This window comes from Aeromonas sp. 600948 (assembly GCF_049174875.1).
Taxonomy (GTDB): Bacteria; Pseudomonadota; Gammaproteobacteria; order Enterobacterales; family Aeromonadaceae; genus Aeromonas; species Aeromonas veronii_A.
This window is the reverse complement of record NZ_JAAKTY010000020.1, coordinates 70206-90588: the sequence shown is the minus strand read 5'-3', so window position 1 is coordinate 90588 and position 20383 is coordinate 70206. Positions and strand designations below refer to the sequence as shown.

The 20383-nt window shown below is 55.2% G+C and carries 33 protein-coding genes; 3 read left to right on the top strand and 30 right to left on the bottom strand.

Annotated features, from left to right (window positions below; translation table 11 throughout):
- Positions 1 to 135 precede the first annotated feature (135 nt).
- The 28 genes from rplQ to rpsJ form a co-directional block, all read right to left on the bottom strand.
- Positions 136 to 519: a 50S ribosomal protein L17 gene (gene rplQ, locus G5182_RS16105; RefSeq protein WP_005307999.1), complete on the bottom strand. Its 384-nt coding sequence runs from the start codon at positions 517 to 519 to the stop codon at positions 136 to 138.
- Positions 520 to 562: 43 nt separating this feature from the next.
- Entirely contained in the window at positions 563 to 1552 is a 990-nt protein-coding gene (locus G5182_RS16100; protein WP_005307997.1) for a DNA-directed RNA polymerase subunit alpha, read from the bottom strand.
- Between the two features lie 25 nt (positions 1553 to 1577).
- Entirely contained in the window at positions 1578 to 2198 is a 621-nt protein-coding gene (gene rpsD / locus G5182_RS16095; protein WP_005342696.1) for a 30S ribosomal protein S4, read from the bottom strand.
- 39 nt (positions 2199 to 2237) lie between these two features.
- Positions 2238 to 2627, bottom strand: coding sequence for a 30S ribosomal protein S11 (gene rpsK / locus G5182_RS16090; RefSeq protein WP_005307993.1), 390 nt, complete (start codon positions 2625 to 2627; stop codon positions 2238 to 2240).
- A gap of 14 nt (positions 2628 to 2641) precedes the next feature.
- The gene (rpsM, locus tag G5182_RS16085) at positions 2642 to 2998 is read right to left on the bottom strand and encodes a 30S ribosomal protein S13 (protein WP_005307991.1); all 357 of its coding nucleotides are present in this window, start codon (positions 2996 to 2998) and stop codon (positions 2642 to 2644) included.
- A gap of 139 nt (positions 2999 to 3137) precedes the next feature.
- Positions 3138 to 3251, bottom strand: coding sequence for a 50S ribosomal protein L36 (rpmJ, locus tag G5182_RS16080; RefSeq protein WP_005319705.1), 114 nt, complete (start codon positions 3249 to 3251; stop codon positions 3138 to 3140).
- Positions 3252 to 3278: 27 nt separating this feature from the next.
- Positions 3279 to 4607 carry a preprotein translocase subunit SecY gene (gene secY / locus G5182_RS16075; protein ID WP_005307989.1) on the bottom strand — a complete coding sequence of 443 codons (1329 nt, stop codon included), beginning with the start codon at positions 4605 to 4607 and terminating at the stop codon, positions 3279 to 3281.
- Between the two features lie 8 nt (positions 4608 to 4615).
- Positions 4616 to 5053: a 50S ribosomal protein L15 gene (rplO, locus tag G5182_RS16070; RefSeq protein WP_005342691.1), complete on the bottom strand. Its 438-nt coding sequence runs from the start codon at positions 5051 to 5053 to the stop codon at positions 4616 to 4618.
- A gap of 2 nt (positions 5054 to 5055) precedes the next feature.
- A complete protein-coding gene (gene rpmD / locus G5182_RS16065) occupies positions 5056 to 5235 on the bottom strand; it encodes a 50S ribosomal protein L30 (protein WP_005307985.1) in 180 nt (59 codons plus the stop codon).
- Between the two features lie 6 nt (positions 5236 to 5241).
- Positions 5242 to 5742 (bottom strand): 30S ribosomal protein S5, encoded by a 501-nt coding sequence (rpsE, locus tag G5182_RS16060; protein ID WP_005342686.1) that lies wholly within the window; start codon positions 5740 to 5742, stop codon positions 5242 to 5244.
- Positions 5743 to 5756: 14 nt separating this feature from the next.
- On the bottom strand, positions 5757 to 6110 hold the full coding sequence (gene rplR, locus G5182_RS16055; RefSeq protein WP_005340606.1) for a 50S ribosomal protein L18: 354 nt from the start codon (positions 6108 to 6110) through the stop codon (positions 5757 to 5759).
- 9 nt (positions 6111 to 6119) lie between these two features.
- Positions 6120 to 6653: a 50S ribosomal protein L6 gene (rplF, locus tag G5182_RS16050; RefSeq protein ID WP_139739779.1), complete on the bottom strand. Its 534-nt coding sequence runs from the start codon at positions 6651 to 6653 to the stop codon at positions 6120 to 6122.
- Between the two features lie 13 nt (positions 6654 to 6666).
- Positions 6667 to 7059 (bottom strand): 30S ribosomal protein S8, encoded by a 393-nt coding sequence (gene rpsH / locus G5182_RS16045; protein WP_005307980.1) that lies wholly within the window; start codon positions 7057 to 7059, stop codon positions 6667 to 6669.
- 21 nt (positions 7060 to 7080) lie between these two features.
- On the bottom strand, positions 7081 to 7386 hold the full coding sequence (gene rpsN, locus G5182_RS16040) for a 30S ribosomal protein S14 (RefSeq protein WP_005340609.1): 306 nt from the start codon (positions 7384 to 7386) through the stop codon (positions 7081 to 7083).
- A 10-nt stretch (positions 7387 to 7396) separates the two neighbouring features.
- Positions 7397 to 7936, bottom strand: coding sequence for a 50S ribosomal protein L5 (rplE, locus tag G5182_RS16035; protein WP_005331162.1), 540 nt, complete (start codon positions 7934 to 7936; stop codon positions 7397 to 7399).
- Positions 7937 to 7949: 13 nt separating this feature from the next.
- Entirely contained in the window at positions 7950 to 8267 is a 318-nt protein-coding gene (gene rplX, locus G5182_RS16030) for a 50S ribosomal protein L24 (protein ID WP_005307977.1), read from the bottom strand.
- 11 nt (positions 8268 to 8278) lie between these two features.
- Positions 8279 to 8647, bottom strand: a complete 369-nt coding sequence (gene rplN, locus G5182_RS16025) for a 50S ribosomal protein L14 (protein ID WP_005307975.1) — start codon at positions 8645 to 8647, stop codon at positions 8279 to 8281.
- Between the two features lie 147 nt (positions 8648 to 8794).
- Entirely contained in the window at positions 8795 to 9043 is a 249-nt protein-coding gene (gene rpsQ, locus G5182_RS16020) for a 30S ribosomal protein S17 (protein WP_005307966.1), read from the bottom strand.
- Positions 9043 to 9234 carry a 50S ribosomal protein L29 gene (rpmC, locus tag G5182_RS16015; RefSeq protein WP_005307965.1) on the bottom strand — a complete coding sequence of 64 codons (192 nt, stop codon included), beginning with the start codon at positions 9232 to 9234 and terminating at the stop codon, positions 9043 to 9045. Before rpmC ends, rpsQ begins: the two co-directional genes overlap by 1 nt.
- Positions 9234 to 9647, bottom strand: a complete 414-nt coding sequence (rplP, locus tag G5182_RS16010; RefSeq protein WP_005340612.1) for a 50S ribosomal protein L16 — start codon at positions 9645 to 9647, stop codon at positions 9234 to 9236. Before rplP ends, rpmC begins: the two co-directional genes overlap by 1 nt.
- 13 nt (positions 9648 to 9660) lie before the next feature.
- Positions 9661 to 10374, bottom strand: coding sequence for a 30S ribosomal protein S3 (gene rpsC / locus G5182_RS16005; RefSeq protein WP_005307962.1), 714 nt, complete (start codon positions 10372 to 10374; stop codon positions 9661 to 9663).
- 3 nt (positions 10375 to 10377) lie between these two features.
- Positions 10378 to 10722 (bottom strand): 50S ribosomal protein L22, encoded by a 345-nt coding sequence (gene rplV, locus G5182_RS16000; protein ID WP_005319741.1) that lies wholly within the window; start codon positions 10720 to 10722, stop codon positions 10378 to 10380.
- A 10-nt stretch (positions 10723 to 10732) separates the two neighbouring features.
- On the bottom strand, positions 10733 to 11011 hold the full coding sequence (gene rpsS / locus G5182_RS15995; RefSeq protein WP_005307960.1) for a 30S ribosomal protein S19: 279 nt from the start codon (positions 11009 to 11011) through the stop codon (positions 10733 to 10735).
- Positions 11012 to 11033: 22 nt separating this feature from the next.
- The gene (rplB, locus tag G5182_RS15990) at positions 11034 to 11855 is read right to left on the bottom strand and encodes a 50S ribosomal protein L2 (RefSeq protein ID WP_005340614.1); all 822 of its coding nucleotides are present in this window, start codon (positions 11853 to 11855) and stop codon (positions 11034 to 11036) included.
- 15 nt (positions 11856 to 11870) lie between these two features.
- On the bottom strand, positions 11871 to 12173 hold the full coding sequence (gene rplW / locus G5182_RS15985; protein ID WP_005307955.1) for a 50S ribosomal protein L23: 303 nt from the start codon (positions 12171 to 12173) through the stop codon (positions 11871 to 11873).
- The gene (rplD, locus tag G5182_RS15980; protein WP_005340616.1) at positions 12170 to 12775 is read right to left on the bottom strand and encodes a 50S ribosomal protein L4; all 606 of its coding nucleotides are present in this window, start codon (positions 12773 to 12775) and stop codon (positions 12170 to 12172) included. The genes rplW and rplD overlap by 4 nt, the downstream gene beginning before the upstream one ends.
- Positions 12776 to 12792: 17 nt before the next feature.
- On the bottom strand, positions 12793 to 13425 hold the full coding sequence (gene rplC / locus G5182_RS15975; RefSeq protein ID WP_005340620.1) for a 50S ribosomal protein L3: 633 nt from the start codon (positions 13423 to 13425) through the stop codon (positions 12793 to 12795).
- A gap of 22 nt (positions 13426 to 13447) precedes the next feature.
- Positions 13448 to 13759 carry a 30S ribosomal protein S10 gene (rpsJ, locus tag G5182_RS15970; protein WP_005307944.1) on the bottom strand — a complete coding sequence of 104 codons (312 nt, stop codon included), beginning with the start codon at positions 13757 to 13759 and terminating at the stop codon, positions 13448 to 13450.
- 356 nt (positions 13760 to 14115) lie between these two features.
- On the opposite strand from rpsJ, the gene G5182_RS15965 reads away from it, so the two are divergent.
- Positions 14116 to 15030, top strand: a complete 915-nt coding sequence (locus G5182_RS15965; RefSeq protein WP_227341575.1) for a DMT family transporter — start codon at positions 14116 to 14118, stop codon at positions 15028 to 15030.
- Between the two features lie 37 nt (positions 15031 to 15067).
- On the opposite strand, the gene envZ is transcribed toward G5182_RS15965, so the two are convergent.
- Together envZ and ompR are read right to left on the bottom strand one after the other, a co-directional pair.
- Positions 15068 to 16378: a two-component system sensor histidine kinase EnvZ gene (gene envZ / locus G5182_RS15960; protein ID WP_227341576.1), complete on the bottom strand. Its 1311-nt coding sequence runs from the start codon at positions 16376 to 16378 to the stop codon at positions 15068 to 15070.
- On the bottom strand, positions 16375 to 17097 hold the full coding sequence (ompR, locus tag G5182_RS15955; protein WP_005340625.1) for a two-component system response regulator OmpR: 723 nt from the start codon (positions 17095 to 17097) through the stop codon (positions 16375 to 16377). The genes envZ and ompR overlap by 4 nt, the downstream gene beginning before the upstream one ends.
- Positions 17098 to 17344: 247 nt before the next feature.
- Between ompR and greB the strand changes: the two genes are divergently transcribed.
- Positions 17345 to 17818 (top strand): transcription elongation factor GreB, encoded by a 474-nt coding sequence (gene greB, locus G5182_RS15950; protein WP_005355349.1) that lies wholly within the window; start codon positions 17345 to 17347, stop codon positions 17816 to 17818.
- Positions 17819 to 18019: 201 nt separating this feature from the next.
- Positions 18020 to 20329: a Tex family protein gene (locus G5182_RS15945; protein WP_374885142.1), complete on the top strand. Its 2310-nt coding sequence runs from the start codon at positions 18020 to 18022 to the stop codon at positions 20327 to 20329.
- The last annotated feature ends 54 nt before the right edge of the window (positions 20330 to 20383 follow it).

The following is a 20383-nucleotide window of genomic DNA, read 5'->3' as shown; positions in this document are numbered from 1 at the left end:
GCAGTTGAGGCAGTTGAGGCAGTTGAGGCAGTTGAGGCAGTTGAGGCAGTTGAGGCAGTTGAGGCAGTTGAGGCAGTTGAGGCAGTATCAGAATGGATTAAAAGAAAAGCCGGGACAAGCCCGGCTTTTTCTTTATCACTCAGCAGCTGCTTCAGCAGCGGCCGGGCGGTCTACCAGCTCAATATAAGCCATAGGGGCGTTGTCGCCAGCACGGAAACCGCATTTCAGAATGCGAGTATAACCGCCGGCGCGCTCCAGGTAGCGCGGGCCCAGTTCATTGAACAGCTTAGCCACGATCGCGTTGTCGCGAGTGCGGGCAAATGCCAGACGACGATTAGCAACGCTATCAGTCTTGGCAAGGGTGATCAGCGGTTCAACTACACGACGCAGCTCTTTTGCCTTAGGCAGAGTCGTCTTGATGATCTCATGACGAACCAGGGAGCTGGCCATGTTGCGGAACATAGCCTGACGATGGCTGCTGTTCCGGTTCAGTTGACGACCACTCAAACGATGGCGCATGACCTTATCCTTCTAACTAAATCTGTGAAACCCGTAATCTGGATTACTCGTCAGCGATGCTGGCGGGCGGCCAGTTCTCAAGGCGCATGCCAAGAGACAGACCACGGGAGGCCAACACGTCCTTGATCTCAGTCAGGGACTTCTTACCGAGGTTAGGAGTCTTAAGCAACTCAACTTCGGTACGCTGTACCAGATCACCAATATAGTGGATAGCTTCTGCCTTCAGACAGTTCGCAGAACGAACTGTCAGCTCCAAATCATCGACAGGACGCAGCAGAATCGGATCAAACTCGGGTTTCTCTTCTTTCTTCTCGGGCACGCTGACATCGCGCAGATCCACGAAGGCTTCCAGTTGCTCAGCCAGAATAGTGGCAGAACGACGGATAGCTTCCTCAGGATCCAGGGTACCATTGGTCTCCATGTCGATGACCAGCTTGTCCAAGTCGGTACGCTGTTCCACACGTGCTGCCTCAACATTGTAGGCAATACGAACGATGGGGCTGAACGCGGAGTCCAGCAGCAGGCGACCGATAGGACGCTCTTCGTCATCGTTGTGAACACGAGCGGAAGCAGGCACATAACCACGACCGCGCTGAACTTTCAAGCGCATGCTGATTTCAGCATTGGCACCAGTCAGGTGGCAGATTACGTGCTCCGGGTTTACGATCTCGACTTCATCACCGTGAGTGATATCACCTGCGGTAACGGGGCCTGTTCCAGACTTGGTCAGGGACAGAGTTACCTCGTCCTTGCCTTCCAGCTTCACAGCGATACCTTTCAGGTTGAGCAGGATTTCAAGAATGTCTTCCTGTACACCTTCTTTGCTGCTGTACTCATGCAGTACCCCGTCAATTTCGACTTCAGTAACTGCACAACCGGGCATAGAAGACAGCAAAATACGACGCAGGGCGTTGCCCAGCGTGTGACCAAAGCCACGCTCGAGTGGCTCAAGAGTCACTTTCGCATGAGTCGGGCTAACTTGCTCGATGTCAACTAGCCGCGGTTTAAGAAAATCTGTTACAGAACCCAGCATTGTGTCCTCTCTTTAGAAGCTAGCTTTACTTGGAGTAAAGCTCGACGATCAGCTGTTCGTTAATGTCGGCAGACAGGTCGGAACGCTCTGGCAGGCGCTTGAAGGCACCTTCCATTTTAGCGGCATCAACCTCTACCCAAGTCGGCTTCTCGCGCTGACCAGCAACCTCAAGGGCAGCTTTGATACGCGCTTGCTTCTTAGCCTTCTCACGAACGCAGATCACGTCCTCAGGGGAAACCTGGAAAGAAGGAATGTTCACAACGCGGCCGTTTACCATGATGGCCTTGTGGCTCACCAGCTGACGAGATTCAGCGCGGGTAGCACCGAAGCCCATGCGGTATACGACGTTGTCCAGACGACCTTCCAGCAGCTGCAACAGGTTTTCACCGGTGTTACCCTTTTGACGGGCAGCGTCGCGGTAGTAGTTGCGGAACTGTTTTTCCAATACGCCGTAGATACGACGAACTTTTTGTTTCTCGCGCAGTTGCACACCGTAATCGGACAGACGGGGCTTGCGAGCGCCGTGCTGACCAGGAGCGGTGTCAATCTTGCACTTAGAATCAATCGCACGAACACCAGACTTCAGGAAGAGGTCTGTGCCCTCACGACGGCTAAGCTTAAGCTTAGGACCGATATATCTTGCCATCTTCTTTCTCCAACAATCCTAGACCAAGTAGCTACAGCGTTACACGCGGCGCTTCTTGGGAGGACGACAACCGTTGTGCGGGATCGGAGTCACATCAGTAATGTTAGTGATGCGGAAACCAGCCGCGTTCAGGGCGCGGATGGAAGACTCACGACCGGGACCCGGACCTTTGACCATGACTTCCAGGTTCTTGACGCCATATTCTTTGGCCATCTCACCAGCGCGCTCGGCAGCTACCTGAGCAGCGAACGGGGTGGACTTACGAGAACCACGGAAACCGGAACCACCAGAAGTAGCCCAAGACAGAGCATTGCCCTGACGGTCAGTAATGGTCACGATTGTGTTGTTGAAAGATGCATGAACGTGCGCAATACCGTCGCTCACTTGCTTTTTAACGCGCTTGCGAGCACGAGTCGGAGTTTTAGCCATTTTCTACCTTCCCGTTACTTCTTGATAGCCTTGCGCGGACCCTTACGGGTACGAGCGTTGGTCTTGGTACGTTGACCACGAACAGGCAGGCTACGACGGTGACGCAAACCACGGTAGCAACCCAGATCCATCAATCGCTTGATGTTCATGGAAATCTGACGACGCAGGTCACCTTCAACGGTGAATTTACCTACTTGTTCACGCAGACTCTCGATCTGAGCTTCGTCCAGGTCTTTAATTTTCACATTCTCAGCGATACCGGCTGCGGCACAAATGGCCTTGGAGCGGGTACGACCGACGCCATAAATCGCAGTCAAAGCAATGACTGCATGCTTATGGTCAGGAATGTTAATGCCAGCGATACGGGCCACTATTCACTCCTACATATAGTAGATTACGACCACCACAAAGCCCGTGAGCGGATACGTGGCGGTCAACCAATACACAACAAAAGTTGGCTGGCTATATTAGCCAGCACAACTATTTGTTGCAAGTACTAACCGTAAAAAATTAGCCTTGGCGCTGTTTATGCTTTGGCTCGCTGCAAATCACACGCACCACACCGTGACGCTTGATGATTTTGCAGTTACGGCAGATTGCCTTAACGGAAGCACGAACTTTCATTGCTTAACTCCGTAACTACGCCGACCTTTAGCGGCCGTAGCCCTTCAGGTTGGCCTTCCTCAGGACGTCACCATATTGATGAGACATCATATGGGTTTGTACCTGAGCCATGAAGTCCATGATAACCACCACAATAATCAGCAGCGAAGTGCCACCGAAGTAGAACTGTACGTTCCAGGCAGTCATCAGGAACTGGGGTACCAGACAGATAAAGGTTATATAGAGCGCACCTGCCAATGTCAGGCGAGTCATAACCTTATCGATATAACGTGCTGTCTGCTCGCCCGGGCGGATCCCCGGGATAAAGGCTCCACTCTTCTTCAGGTTATCTGCTGTCTCGCGGGGGTTGAACACCAGCGCGGTATAGAAGAAACAGAAAAAGATAATGGCTGCTGCATACAGCATCTCGTAAAGCGGCTGACCCGGCTGCAGGACCATAGAGACCTGTTGCAGGATATCAGCGACTTTACCCTCACCCTGACCAAACCAGGAGGTAATGGTACCCGGGAAGAGGATGATACTGGATGCGAAAATCGCAGGAATCACACCAGCCATATTCACTTTCAACGGCAGGTGCGTGCTTTGCGCGGCAAATACCTGGCGGCCTTGTTGACGCTTGGCATAGTTAACGACGATACGACGCTGACCACGCTCCACGAACACCACAAAGTAAGTCACTGCGAAAACAATCAAGCCCAGCAACAACAACAGCAGGATGTGCAATTCCCCTTGACGTGCCTGTTCGGCCGTAGCGCCAATGGCATGCGGCAGACCAGCAACGATACCTGTGAAAATAATCAACGAGATACCATTACCAATCCCACGCTCGGTAATCTGCTCACCCAACCACATCAAGAACATGGTACCGGTGACCAGACTCACAACCGCTGTGAAATAGAAGCCCAAACCCGGATGAGTCACGAGTCCTTGCATCATATTCGGCAGACCGGTTGCAATACCAATGGCCTGGAAAGTTCCCAAAACCAGCGTGCCCCAACGGGTATATTGGCTAATCTTGCGACGGCCGGATTCACCCTCTTTCTTGAGTTCAGCAAGAGCAGGATGAACCACTGTCAGCAGCTGGATAATGATCGACGCCGAAATGTACGGCATGATCCCCAACGCAAGAATAGAAGCACGCGATAGTGCACCACCACTGAACATGTTGAACATCTCAATGATGGTGCCCTTCTGTTGCTGGAACAACTCGGCCAGTACGGCGGCGTCAATACCAGGAATCGGCACATAAGAGCCTGCACGGAAAACGATAATCGCCCCGAGAACGAAGAGCAGACGGCTCTTCAGTTCACTCAGACCACCCTGTGCTTTAACATCCAATCCTGGTTTCTTAGCCATTGTACTGATTATTCCTCGATTTTACCGCCAGCGGCCTCGATGGCTGCACGTGCACCTTTGGTGACGGACAGACCACGAACGGTCACAGCACGGTCAATGTTGCCAGACAGAACAACTTTAGCGAACACGATGTTCTTGGTCAGAACGCCGGCTTGCTTCAGAGTGCTCACGTCGACTACATCACCTTCTACCAGGGCGATTTCGTTCAGGCGCACTTCGGCAGATACCAAAGATTTGCGAGAGAAGAAACCGAACTTCGGCAGACGGATTTTCAAAGGCATCTGGCCGCCTTCGAAACCGTTGCGGACTTTACCGCCACCGGAACGAGAGGTTTGACCTTTAACACCACGACCACCGGTCTTGCCCAGACCAGAACCGATACCACGGCCCGGACGGTGCTTAACGCGCTTGGAACCAGCGGCCGGAGACAGAGTATTCAGACGCATGCTTAGCCCTCCACCTTAACCATGTAATAAACCTGGTTGATCATACCGCGTACGCAAGGAGTATCTTCCAGCTCAACGGTGTGACCAATGCGACGCAGACCCAGACCACGCAGAGTCGCCTTGTGCTTTGGCAGACGGCCGATAGAGCTGCGAGTTTGAGTTACTTTTACAGTGTTAGCCATGTCGCATTACCCCAGAATTTCTTCAACGCGCAGACCACGCTTGGCAGCGATCTGTTCCGGTGACTGACCGTGAACCAGAGCGTCTACAGTTGCGCGAACAACGTTGATTGGGTTGGTGGAACCGTAGGTCTTAGCCAGCACGTTGTGGATACCAGCAACTTCCAGAACGGCACGCATGGCGCCGCCTGCGATGATACCAGTACCTTGAGAGGCCGGCTTCATGAACACGGTGGAACCGGAGTGAACACCTTTCACCGGGTGGTGCAGGGTGCCGTTGTTCAGTTCAACCTTGTTCAGGTTACGCTTGGCCTGTTCCATTGCTTTTTGAATAGCAGCCGGAACTTCACGGGCTTTACCGTAACCGTAACCTACACGGCCGTTACCATCACCCACCACGGTCAACGCGGTGAAGGACATGATACGACCACCTTTAACAGTTTTCGAAACACGGTTTACTGCAATGAGCTTTTCTTGCAGTTCGCCGGCTTGAGATTCGACTTTAGCCATCTTCGACTCCTAGCTTAGAACTGAAGACCAGCGTCACGTGCGGCAGCTGCCAGGGCAGCGATGCGACCGTGATACTTGAAACCGGAACGATCGAAAGATACGTTCTGAACGCCTTTGGCAATAGCACGCTCAGCGATAGCTTTACCTACAGCGGTAGCAGCATCTGCGTTACCGGTGTATTTCAGAGCTTCACTGATGGCTTTCTCTACTGTGGAAGCAGAGGCCAGAACTTCGGAACCGTTGGCTGCAATAACCTGCGCATAGATATGACGCGGGGTACGGTGAACAACCAGACGGGTAGCTCCCAGTTCCTGCATCTTTTTCCGAGCACGAGTAGCACGACGGAGACGAGCTGCTTTCTTGTCCATAGTGTTACCTTACTTCTTCTTAGCTTCTTTAGTACGCACTTGCTCGTTGGCATAGCGTACACCCTTGCCCTTGTAGGGCTCCGGAGCGCGGTAAGCACGGATATCGGCGGCGACTTGGCCAACCAGCTGCTTGTCGACGCCACGCAGAACGATTTCTGTAGCAGTCGGGCACTCAGCGGTCACACCAGCCGGCAGCGCATGCTCTACCGGGTGAGAGAAGCCCAGAGCCAGCGCAACAGCATTGCCCTTGATGGAGGCTTTATAACCTACACCAACCAGCTGCAGCTTGCGCTCGAAGCCTTGGGTAACACCGATTACCATGTTGTTGACCAATGCACGGGCAGTACCGGCCTGAGCGTCAGCACCAGCGATGCTGCTGCGCGGGGCGAACTTCAGTACATTGTCTTCTTTGGTCACTTCTACACCGGCGTGAATAGAGCGAACCAGAGAACCTTTACCACCTTTGATGGTCAGTTCCTGGCCGTTCAGAGTCACCTCTACGCCAGCAGGAATAGTGACGGGTGCCTTAGCAACACGAGACATTTCCTACCTCCTATTAAGCGACGTAGCAGATGATCTCACCGCCCATGCTTGCTTTGCGAGCAGCACGGTCAGTCATCACACCTTTAGACGTGGACACGATAGCAACACCGAGACCGCCCATAACTTTCGGCAGATCAGTAGTGCGCTTGTAAATACGCAGGCCTGGACGGCTTACGCGTTGGATCAGTTCTACAACTGGCTTGCCCTGGAAATATTTCAGTTCAATTTCCAGTTCCGGCTTCACGTCACCAGCTACGGAGTAGCCAGCGATGTAACCTTCTTCTTTCAGCACTTTGGCGATAGCCACTTTCAGCTTGGAAGAAGGCATGGAAACCGCAACTTTGCTCGCCGCCTGACCGTTACGGATGCGGGTCAGCATATCCGCGATCGGATCTTGCATGCTCATAAGTCTAACTCCCGAGATTCGTTACCAAGAAGCCTTCTTCAGGCCCGGAATTTCGCCCTTCATGGCATGCTCACGCACCTTGATGCGAGACAGGCCAAACTTGCGCAGGAAACCGTGCGGACGACCAGTAATATTGCAACGGTTACGCTGGCGGGACGGACTGGAATCACGGGGCAGCTGTTGCAGTTGCAGTACAGCATCCCAACGCGCTTCTTCAGAAGCGTTCATGTCAACGATGATAGCTTTCAGCTCGGCACGCTTGGTCGCGTACTTGGCTACCAGCTTGGCACGCTTTGCTTCGCGCGCTTTCATGGATGTTTTAGCCATAACCCTAACCTTACTTGCGGAATGGGAAGTTAAAGGCAGCCAGCAGAGCACGGCCTTCTTCATCGGTATTCGCGGAAGTGGTGATGGTGATATCCAGACCACGGACGCGATCGACTTTGTCATAGTCGATTTCCGGGAAGATGATCTGCTCACGCACGCCCATGGAGTAGTTACCACGACCGTCGAACGCTTTAGCGTTCAGGCCACGGAAGTCACGGATACGCGGTACGGAGATGCAGATCAGCCGTTCCAGGAACTCCCACATACGCTCGCCACGCAGGGTTACTTTACAACCTATCGGGTAGCCTTCACGAATCTTGAAGCCCGCAACAGATTTGCGAGCTTTGGTGATCAGCGGCTTCTGACCGGAAATGGCAGCCATATCGGCAGCAGCATTTTCCAGCAATTTCTTGTCAGAGATCGCTTCACCAACACCCATGTTCAGGGTGATTTTCTCGATCCGAGGGACTTGCATGATAGTCTTGTAACCGAACTGCTTGGACAGTTCATTTACTACATCGGATTTGTAGTAATCATGCAGTTTCGCCATCGTTAAACTCCAATTACTTCACAAGTTCGCCGGTGGATTTGAAGAAACGGACTTTTTTGCCGTCTTCAATCCGGAAACCAACGCGGTCAGCTTTGCCAGTGGCAGAGTTGAACAGCGCTACGTTTGATACATCGATGGGGGCTTCTTTGGTGACGATACCGCCAGCCTGACCCAGTGCGGGTACCGGCTTCTGGTGTTTCTTCACCTGGTTGATGCCTTCCACGATTACCTTACCTTTTGCAATCAGGACTTGAGTGACTTTGCCACGCTTGCCCTTGTCTTTGCCGGTAAGAACAATCACTTCGTCTTCGCGACGGATTTTAGCTGCCATCGTTCGACTCCTTACAGTACTTCGGGTGCCAGGGACACAATCTTCATGAACTTCTCATTACGCAGTTCACGGGTCACCGGGCCAAAAATACGAGTACCGATTGGCTGTTGGTTGTTGTTAAGCAACACAGCCGCATTGTTGTCGAAACGGATGACAGAGCCGTCCGGACGACGAACGCCTTTACGGGTGCGTACGACCACCGCGTTATACACATCACCTTTCTTCACTTTACCGCGAGGAATGGCTTCCTTGATGGAAACCTTGATGATGTCGCCGATGCCGGCGTAACGGCGGTGCGAGCCACCCAGAACCTTAATACACATTACACTGCGAGCGCCGGAGTTGTCGGCAACACCCAGCATACTTTGCATCTGGATCATCTTAGTGCTCCGCTTTGTTTACTTCTTATCCCTAATGGGATCTGGCTGCCTTCAAAAGGCGCGAAACTATAACACAGGATTTTCAGAAAAGGTAGCCTAAAAAACAAACGGCCCCTGAAAGGGGCCGCTTGGACTACAAAGTACCGATTAGGCCTTTTCTACAACGGCAACCAGGGTCCAGGACTTGGTCTTGGACAGCGGGCGGCATTCGCGGATTTCCACGAGGTCGCCAGCTTTGCACTCGTTGTTTTCGTCATGTACGTGCAGCTTGGTAGTGCGCTTGATGATCTTACCGTAGATCGGGTGCTTTACCTTGCGCTCGATAGCAACAGTGATGGACTTGTCCATCTTGTCGCTGATTACACGACCTTGCAGAGTACGGATCTTGTCAGTCATTACGCACCTGCCTTCTCAGTCAGTACAGTCTTGATACGTGCGACGTCACGACGCACTTGTTTCAGAGTGTGAGTCTGAGCCAGCTGGCCGGTGGACGCTTGCATGCGCATGTTGAATTGCTCACGCAGCAGGCCCAGCAGCTCCTGGTTCAGTTCTTCGACGCTCTTTTGACGCAGATCTTGGGCTTTCATCACATCACCGTCTTAATTACGAAAGTGGTCTGAACAGACAGCTTAGCTGCGGCCAGGGCAAACGCTTCACGCGCCAGAGCCTCAGGTACACCGTCCATCTCGTACAGAACCTTGCCAGGCTGGATCGGGCAAACCCAGTATTCCACGTTACCCTTACCTTTACCCATACGAACTTCAAGGGGCTTTTCGGTGATGGGCTTGTCCGGGAACACACGGATCCAGATCTTACCTTGACGCTTAACGTGACGGGTCATGGCACGACGGGCTGCTTCGATTTGACGAGCAGTCAGTTGACCACGGGATGTCGCCTTCAGGCCAAAGGTACCGAAGGATACTTCGTTACCAGAGGTGGCCAGACCGCGGTTACGACCCTTGTGGGTCTTGCGGAATTTAGTACGCTTAGGTTGCAACATTTACCGAATCTCCTTACTTAGCAGCGCGGCGCTTGTTGTCACGCTTGGGCTTTGCAGGAGCTTGCTCTTGAGCAGCGGCAGCGTTAACAGCAGCCAGACCGCCCAGAACTTCGCCCTTGAAGATCCAAACTTTAACGCCGATCACACCGTAAGTGGTGTGGGCTTCAGAAGTTGCGTAGTCGATGTCGGCACGCAGGGTGTGCAACGGCACACGACCTTCACGGTACCATTCGGTACGCGCGATTTCAGCGCCGCCCAGACGACCGGAAACTTCCACTTTGATGCCCTTGGCACCCAGGCGCATTGCGTTCTGTACGGCGCGCTTCATAGCACGACGGAACATTACACGACGCTCCAGCTGGGAAGTGATGCTGTCGGCAACGAGTTTGCCATCCAGCTCCGGCTTGCGGACTTCGGAAATGTTGATCTGAGCAGGCACGCCAGCAATAGTGGCTACAGCTTTGCGCAGCTTCTCAACGTCTTCGCCTTTCTTACCGATGACAACACCCGGACGAGCGGTGTGAATGGTCACACGGATGCTCTTGGCCGGACGCTCAATGGTGATCTTGGACAAGGACGCGTTTTTCAGTTCCTTGGTCAGGAACTGGCGTACTTGAAAATCGCTGTACAGGTTGTCAGCGAAGTCTTTGGTGTTCGCGAACCAGGTAGAATTCCAAGGCTTGGTAATACCCAGGCGAATGCCATTAGGATGTACTTTCTGACCCATTGCTTATCTCCCAGCCTTAGCGTCGGATACCACTACAGTGATGTGAGCGGTACGCTTGAGGATACGATCCGCACGACCTTTGGCACGCGGACGGATGCGCTTCATGGAGGGACCTTCGTCGACCATGATAGTAGCAACACGCAGCGCGTCGATATCGGCGCCTTCGTTGTGCTCAGCGTTTGCAATGGCAGATTCCAGCACTTTCTTAACCAGCACTGCAGCCTTTTTCGGGCTGAAGGTCAGGATATTCAGAGCCTTGTCTACGGACAGACCACGTACTTGATCGGCTACCAGACGAGCTTTCTGGGCAGAAGTACGGGCATAACGGTGTTTAGCGATAGCTTCCATCATTTATCCCTTAGCGCTTCTTAGCCTTCTTATCAGCAGCATGGCCGCGATAAGTACGAGTCGGTGCGAATTCACCCAGTTTGTGACCGATCATTTCTTCGGTAACGAAAACCGGAACGTGCTGACGACCATTATGGACAGCGATGGTCAAACCGATCATGTTCGGGATGATCATTGAACGACGGGACCAGGTTTTAACCGGCTTTTTATCCCCGCTTTCCACCGCTTTCTCTACCTTCTTCAGCAAGTGCAGGTCAATAAATGGACCCTTCTTGAGAGAACGTGGCATGGTGATTCCTCTATGTTAACAATTACTTGTTACGACGACGTACGATGTACTTGTCGGTACGCTTGTTCTTACGGGTCTTGAAGCCTTTAGCCTTCTGGCCCCATGGGGACACAGGCTGCATGCCCTTGTTACGACCCTCACCACCACCGTGCGGGTGGTCAACAGGGTTCATCGCCATACCGCGAACGGTCGGACGAATACCACGCCAGCGGTTTGCACCGGCTTTACCCAGTTGACGCAACATGTGCTCGGAGTTACCGACTTCACCGATGGTAGCGCGGCACTCGGCCAGAACTTTACGTACTTCGCCGGAACGCAGACGCAGAGTTACATAGTTACCTTCACGAGCCAGGATCTGGATGAAAGTACCAGCGGAACGAGCCAGCTGGGCACCTTTACCAGGCTTCATCTCTACAGCGTGAACGGTAGAACCAACCGGGATGTTGCGCATCGGCAGGGCGTTACCTACCTTGATGGCTGCATCAGCACCAGAAGCGATCGCGTCACCAGCTTTCAGGCCTTTCGGAGCCAGGATGTAACGACGCTCACCGTCTGCATACAACACCAGAGCGATGTTAGCGGTACGGTTCGGATCGTATTCCAGGCGCTCTACTTTAGCCGGGATACCGTCTTTGTCGCGCTTGAAGTCGACGATACGGTAGTGCTGCTTGTGACCACCACCGATATGACGGGTAGTGATACGGCCGTTGTTGTTACGACCACCGGACTTGCTTTTGCTGTCCAGCAGAGCGGCGAAGGGCTTGCCCTTGTACAGCTCTTGATTGACGATCTTGACGACGTGGCGGCGGCCCGGAGAAGTAGGCTTGCACTTAACGATTGCCATTTTTGAGAACTCCTCTTACTCGGCTGCGCCCATGAAGTCGATGTCCTGACCAGCTTTCAGGGTCACATAAGCCTTTTTCCAATCGGAACGACGGCCTACGCGTGCACCTGCGCGCTTGGTCTTACCCTTCATGTTCAGGGTACGGACGGTCTCAACTTCGACCTCGAACAGTTTCGCAACTGCAGCTTTGACTTCCGCCTTGGTAGCATCAACAGCAACTTTGAACACGATAGTGTTCTGCTTTTCTGCAACCATGGTGCTCTTTTCAGAGATGTGCGGAGCCTTCAGAACTTTCAGCAGACGCTCTTCACGGATCATGCCAGCATCTCCTCGATTTGCTTAACTGCGTCAGCAGTCATCAGAACCTTGTCGAAAGCGATCAGGCTGACCGGGTCGATACCGGCAACGTCACGCACGTCAACTTTGTACAGGTTGCGAGCAGCCAGGAACAGGTTCTCATCGACTTCAGCAGTCACGATCAGAACGTCAGTCAGTTCCATTTCTTTCAGCTTGGCGATCAGTTCTTTGGTCTTCGGAGCTTCGATGCCGAACTTCTCAACAACGATCAGGCGCTCTTGACGTACCAGCTCGGACAGAATGCTACGGATAGCGCCGCGGTACATCTTCTTGTTTACTTTCTGGCTGTGATCTTGCGGCTTAGCAGCAAAAGTCACACCACCGGAACGCCAGATGGGCGAACGGATGGAGCCAGCACGGGCACGACCAGTACCCTTCTGACGCCACGGCTTTTTGCCGCCACCAGACACTTCAGAGCGAGTCAGCTGCGCACGAGTACCCTGACGGGCACCAGCGGCATATGCAACGACGACCTGGTGAACCAGAGCTTCGTTGAATTCGCGCCCGAAGGTAGTCTCGGAAACTTCAAGAGCGCTCTTGGCGTCTTTCATTACCAATTCCATTACTATCTCCTCAGACGTTACGCTTTGACGGCAGGTTTGACGATCACGTTGCCGTTGGTTGCACCCGGTACTGCACCTTTGATGAGCAGCAGGTTGCGTTCAGCGTCAACACGAACCAGTTCCAGGTTCTGAGTCGTTACACGCTCAGCACCCATGTGACCAGCCATCTTTTTGCCCTTGAATACACGACCCGGAGTCTGGTTCTGACCGATAGAACCCGGAACGCGGTGAGACAAGGAGTTACCGTGGGTCATATCCTGGGTGCGGAAGTTGTGGCGCTTAACAGTACCAGCAAAGCCCTTACCTTTGGATGTGCCGGTAACGTCTACCAGCTTAACGTCAGCGAGAAGATCTACTTTCAGCTCGCTACCAACAGTGAAAGTTTCACCGTTGTTCAGGCGGAATTCCCACAGACCGCGACCGGCTTCTACACCAGCTTTGGCGAAGTGGCCAGCTTCCGGCTTGGTCACACGGCTGGCTTTTTTGGCGCCAGTGGTAACCTGAATAGCGTTGTAGCCGTCGGTTTCTACAGATTTGACCTGAGTTACACGGTTAGCTTCAACTTCGATAACAGTCACCGGGATAGAAACGCCATCTTCAGTGAAGATGCGAGTCATACCCACTTTGCGACCTACAAGACCGATTGTCATTGTTATCAACCTCTTTCCGTAATTAACCCAGGCTGATCTGGACGTCTACACCAGCTGCCAGATCCAGACGCATCAGGGCGTCTACGGTCTTGTCAGTCGGCTCAACGATGTCTACCAGACGCTTGTGAGTGCGGATCTCGTACTGATCACGCGCATCTTTGTTGACGTGCGGGGAGATCAGGACGGTGAAGCGCTCTTTGCGAGTCGGCAGCGGAATAGGACCGCGAACCTGCGCGCCAGTGCGCTTAGCAGTTTCAACGATTTCCGCAGTGGATTGATCAATCAGGCGATGATCAAAAGCCTTCAGGCGGATACGGATTCTTTGGTTCTGCATTGACAGAGCTCCAATAGATAAAAGAACATAAATCAACACCGCCCGACCGAGATTTCTCCCGCCAGAGGTGTGATTTTTCACGTTTCCCCCCATATCGGGAGGACTGTATGGCTGGCTCCTGTAAACAGGAAACTCAGCAACAGACATATCGTCTGGCTTACCTCATGGGTAAGCGGAGGGGATTATACGGATTTTTCAAATTTGCGCAAGGGAAAGCGAACAGATTATGCGCAGTTTTATGTAACAGATGGATCTCGCCTGCGGCAACGCACTCTGCTACCAACACCCAGGTAACGACAATGTTACAAGCAGACTGGTAGACTGTGCGCTTGCCTCCGTCAGTGGAACGACATCCCATGCTCAAAGATCAAAAGAAAGCCTATCAGTATGGCCTTTGCGCCGTTGCCCTCTGGTCGACGGTCGCCACAGCCTTCAAGATCTCCCTCGCCTATTTCGAACCCGTGCAACTGTTGCTTGTGGCCGCCTTCACCTCAACTCTCACGCTGACAGCCGTCGTCGCCAAACAGGGCAAACTGCCGCTGCTGGGGAGCTACATCAAGGCCCGCCCTTTCTACTACTTGACTCTGGGTGTGCTGAACCCCTTTCTCTATTACTTGTTGCTGTTCAAGGCGTATGACCTGCTGCCTGCCCAGCAGGCACAGACCCTCAACTACACTTGGGCTATCACTCTCAGTCTGCTTGCCGTCCCCTTTCTCGGCCAGAAGCTGCGTCGGCGCGATGGCGTCGCCATCGTGTTGGGATATTTTGGCGCACTGGTGATCGCTACCAGAGGGGATGTATTCGGCCTGCAGTTCGACAACCCCCTCGGCGTGACGCTGGCACTGGTCTCGACCCTCATCTGGGCCAGCTACTGGATCCTCAACACCCGCAATCAGGGGGATCCCATCGTCAGCCTGTTGCTCGGCTTTATGATCAGCCTGCCCTTTATCGTCGTTGCGACCTGGTTGCTCTCCGATTTTGCCATGACCGCCTGGCAGGGATGGGCTGGTGCCATCTATGTGGGACTGTTCGAAATGGGCTTCGGTTTCGTGCTCTGGCTGATGGCGCTGCGCCATGCCACCAACACGGCCCCCATCAGCAACCTCATCTTTATCTCGCCGTTTGCCTCACTGGTGCTGCTCAACCTGTTGATCGGCGAAACCATCCATCCGGCCACCCCCATCGGGTTGGCGCTCATCGTTGCCGCCCTGCTGATCCAGCAGCTCAAGTACGGTAAACGCTATCGTGCATCAGTCGAAACCAAGAGCTGACCATGCAGAAGGGCGTATCCACGGATACGCCCTTCTCTCAATCCATCCACTCCTGTGGCTGATGTTTCGGCAGCCGTATCTCGACCAGCAGGCCGCCGAGATCCGAGCTTCCCAGCCGGATAGTGCCGTGGTGCTGGGCGACTATCTTGGCCACGATGGCCAACCCCAAGCCACTGCCGCCAACAGTTCGCGCCACATTCCCCTGAGTAAACGGCTTGAGCACCCGGGAGTAGTCCTGCTCCGGAATACCGGGGCCATCATCGGATAGGCGCAGGCGCACCCAGTGCCCGTCGTCCTTCAACTCGGCATACAAGCGGCTCGCCCCATAACGCTGCGAGTTGCTTGATAGGTTGTTCAACACCCGCCGGATACTAACCGGATTGCAGGCCACCCGCACTGCCTCTTGTGGCAGCGCCAGATCGACGTCCAGCCCCTGCTCCGAATAGATCAATAGGGTATCGTGCACCAGCTGGGTCAGATCGACAGGTACCGGAGCCTGCCCCTCATCCGGGCGGATGTAATCGATGAACTGATCGATGATGGCATTGGACTCATCAATATCTGAGTTGATGCTCTCCTTGAGATATTCGTCACCGGAGGACATCATCTCGGTAGCCAGCCGGATACGGGTCAGCGGGGTTCGCAGGTCATGGGAAACCCCCGCCATCATCAGGTTACGCTCTTCGATCAGGCTCTTGATGGAGTGGGACATATGGTTGAAGGTGCGGGTCAGACGGCGTACCTCCCGTGACCCCAGCTCCCCCAGCGCCTCGGGGAAATGTCCTCTGGCCACGGCAACCGCGCCAGCCTCGAGATCCTCGAGCGGACGAACCAACTGGCGTGCAAAGCGCCAGGCAGCAAACAGGGTGATCACCAGCAGCACGCTCAGATAGATGATGAGGGGTTCGATATCGTCATCTTCAATCTCGGTCAGCGGGATCCGCACCCAGATTTTGCTGGCCTGTGGCGGCTGGATCCAGATGATGTAGTGATCCTGGATCTCGACCCGCACCTTGGCCGGGCCACCCAGTTCGCGGCTTATGTTCTCCTCCAGATAGGGGTACGGCTTGGCATCGTTGAAGCCATGCTGCACCGCCTCGCTCTGGGTATAGATGTCGGTACCGGTCGTCACATAGACCAGCGCCTCGGCATCTTCACTCAACGCCAGCTGCTCGGTATTGACCGGAAAGATCAGCTTGACCTGATTGGCCAGCAGGTGACTGATCTGTTTGACGGTGGGTGCCAGCAGATAGTTGTAGAAGGTGACATAGGAGACCGCTTGATAGACCACCAGAACGGCGGCCAGGAACCAGAGCATGCGCGAGAACATGCTGCCGACCTTTTTCATGCACCGTCACCATCTGGTACAAACACATACCCCAGACCCCAGACGGTCTGTAGATAGCGGGGCTGGGCCGGGTCCTGCTCCAGCAGGCGGCGCAGGCGAGAGACCTGTACGTCGATACTGCGCTCGGTGGCGGTATATTCGCGGCCACGTGCCAGATTCATCAACTTGTCGCGGGAAAGCGGCTCGCGCGGATGGCTGACCAGTACCTTGAGCACCGCAAATTCACCGCTGGTGAGCGCCATCGGCTCGCCATCCCGGCTAAGCTCACGGGTAGCCAGATTGAGTTGGAAGGCTCCGAAGTTGACCACCTTCTCTGCAGCAGAGGGAGCCCCTGGCAACTCGACAGTATGTCGGCGCAGCACAGCTCGGATCCGCGCCAGCAGTTCACGGGGATTAAATGGCTTGGGCAGATAGTCATCGGCACCCATTTCGAGTCCGACGATGCGATCCACTTCATCCCCCTTGGCGGTGAGCATCAGCACCGGGATCTGGTTGCCCGCTTCCCGCAGACGACGGCAGATGGAGAGCCCATCCTCCCCCGGCAACATCAGATCGAGCACCATCAGGCTGAAGTTTTCACGAGTCAGCAGGCGATCGGCCTGTTCGCCATTAGCCACGCCGCGCACCACGAATCCCTGCTCGGTGAGATAGCGTTCCAACAGGGAACGTAATTTCAGGTCATCGTCCACGACCAGGACCTTGTATTGCTGCTGACTCATTGCTTTGCCTCTTCATTCTTTCGCTGCCCACCATACTAGGGGGGGATATCGCGGGAGAAAAGCATAAATATGTTACCGGTTATTACCCATGATCAGAGCGTGACGGCCGTCAAGCCCTCCTCCAGACCAGTACCGCTGAATGGCTCCCGCCAAGCTGGCGCAATTTCTCTCGACAGAAGGAGGACAAAAGCTAATATTCCCGAGCAGTTAGCGATGATTACCCCTCTTTGACCAGGTCCGCATCACCATGAAGACAAAGCTGATCACCCGCGAAGGCTACAACAAGCTGAAAGAAGAGCTCGATTTCCTCTGGCGTCAGGAGCGCCCCGAGGTCACCAGGAAGGTGGCATGGGCCGCCAGCCTGGGGGATCGCAGCGAAAATGCCGACTACCAGTACAACAAGAAGCGACTGCGGGAGATCGATCGGCGGGTGCGTTACCTGCGCAAATGTCTCGAAGAGCTGGGGATCGTCGACTATGCCCCCGCGCAGGAGGGCAAAGTCTTCTTCGGTGCCTGGGTCGAGGTGGAAAACGAAGAGGGCGAGACCAAGCGCTTTCGCATCGTCGGCTATGACGAGATCTTCGAGCGCAAGGATTACATCTCCATCGACTCCCCCATGGCCCGCGCCCTGCTCAAGAAAGAGGTCGGTGATGAAGCCATCGTCCGTACGCCAGTTGGTGACGTCTGCTGGTATATCAACGAGATCAGCTACCCCAAATAGCCGGACTACTGGTGAGCTGCTTGCCACAGGCACATCCTGAGTCACAGGTGCAATGGCAAGATATGCGCTCTCCCCTGCGACTTATCAGTCTGACGGGTGCAGACCCCGGCGCAGGGTGGCATCCCGCAACACGACCCCATATAGTGCTCACACTTGGCGCCTGATGGCGCGGACTCGACCACAGAGGCCCTCAACAACATCATGATGCAAACCATAGAGAGACAGATTGCCGGTGAGCTCAATGCTCGCCCGGAGCAGGTGCAGGCCGCAGTGCGCCTGCTGGATGAAGGCTCGACCGTGCCCTTTATCGCCCGTTACCGTAAAGAGGTGACCGGCGGTCTGGACGATAGCCAGTTGCGCACCCTAGAGAGCCGCCTCGGCTATCTGCGTGAACTGGAAGATCGCCGTCAGGTGATCATTCGCTCCATCGAAGAGCAGGGCAAGCTGACCCCCGAGCTGATGCGCGAATTGAATGGTGCCGACAGCAAGACCCGGCTGGAAGATCTCTACCTCCCCTACAAGCCCAAACGCCGCACCAAGGGGCAGATGGCGATCGAAGCCGGGTTGGAGCCGCTGGCCAACCTGCTGCTCAGCGACCCGATGCAGGATCCCGAGCAAGCTGCAGCCACCTTCCTCAATCCCGAACAGGGCATTGCCGACAGCAAGGCTGCCCTCGACGGCGCCCGCTATATTCTGATGGAGCGCTTCGCCGAGCAGGCCGACCTGCTGGAGAAGCTGCGCGACTACCTGTGGCAAAATGCCACCCTGCGCGCCCGCGTGGTGGCAGGCAAGGAGCAGGAAGGGGCCAAGTTCAAGGACTATTTCGAACACGACGAACCCCTGCACAAGGCCCCCTCCCACCGGGTGCTGGCCATGCTGCGCGGCCGCAATGAGGGGATCCTCAATCTGGCGCTGGTCACCGGTGACGACGAGAGTGCCAGCCCCTGCGAAGGGATCATTGCCCACCACCTCAAGCTCAATCTGCAGAACCGCCCGGCCGACAAATGGCTGCAGGGGGTAGTGAGCTGGACCTGGAAGATCAAGTTGTCGCTTCAAATGGAGACCGAGCTGATCGGTCGCATCCGCGAGTCGGCAGAGGAGGAGGCGATCAAGGTGTTCGCCATGAACCTCAAGGATCTGCTGATGGCGGCCCCAGCGGGCATGCGCTGCACCATGGGGCTGGATCCGGGCATCCGCACCGGGGTCAAGGTTGCCGTGGTGGATGCCACCGGCAAACTGGTCGATCACGCCACCATCTATCCGTTCGAACCAAAACGCCAGATTGATCAGAGCCTCAAGACCCTGAGCGAGCTGTGCCAGAAACACAAGGTCGAGCTCATCAGCATCGGCAACGGTACCGCTTCGCGGGAGACCGACCGGCTGGTCAGCGACCTGTTCGAGCGCTACCCCGCCGCCAAGGCGCAGAAGATAGTGGTGAGCGAAGCGGGGGCCTCTGTCTACTCCGCCTCCGAGCTTGCCTCTCAGGAGTTCCCGGATCTCGACGTCTCGATCCGTGGCGCCGTCTCCATCGCCCGCCGCCTGCAAGACCCGCTGGCCGAGCTGGTCAAGATCGATCCCAAGAGTATCGGGGTGGGCCAGTATCAGCACGACGTCGGCCAGAGCCAGCTGGCCCGCCGGCTGGATGCCGTGGTCGAGGATTGCGTGAACGCGGTCGGTGTGGATGTGAATACCGCCTCGGTCGCCCTGCTCAACCGGGTTTCCGGCCTCTCCCAGACGCTGGCCCAGAACATCGTCGCCTACCGGGATGAGCACGGCGCATTCAAGAGCCGTCAGCAATTGCTGAAAGTGAGCCGACTCGGCCCAAAAGCCTTCGAACAGTGCGCCGGCTTCCTGCGCATTCGCGGCGGCAGCAATCCCCTCGACAGCTCGGCTGTACACCCCGAGTCCTATCCGGTCGTGGAGCGGATCCTCGCCAAGCTGGAGCAGACCGTGGAGAGCCTGCTCGGCAACAGCAGCCTGCTGCGCAGCCTGAAACCGGCCGATTACACCGATGAGCAATTCGGCGTGCCCACCATCACCGACATCATCGGCGAGCTGGACAAGCCGGGCCGCGACCCGCGCCCCGAGTTCAAAACAGCGACCTTCAAGGAAGGGGTGGAGCAGATCAGCGACCTGGTGCCCGAGATGGTGCTGGAAGGGGTGGTCACCAACGTCACCAACTTCGGCGCCTTCGTCGATATCGGTGTTCATCAGGACGGGCTGGTGCACATCTCCTCCCTGACCGACCGTTTCGTCAAGGATCCCCGTGAGGTGGTCAAGGCCGGCGACATTGTGCGGGTCAAGGTGCTGGAGGTGGACGCCCCGCGCAAGCGGATCAGCCTGACCATGCGCCTCGACGAAAAGGCAGGGCAGCCCGCCCGCAAGCCGGCTGAAGCGCGCAACAGCTGTGCTGGCAACACCAAACCAAGAAATGAGCCGCGCCAAAGCCCCCCTATGGGTGGTGCCATGGGCAACGCCTTCGCGGCAGCGCTCTCCAAAGCGAAAAAGTAGCGAAACCTTCCAGAAGTCCTCTGAATGCAAAAAGCCCCACAAGGGGCTTTTTTA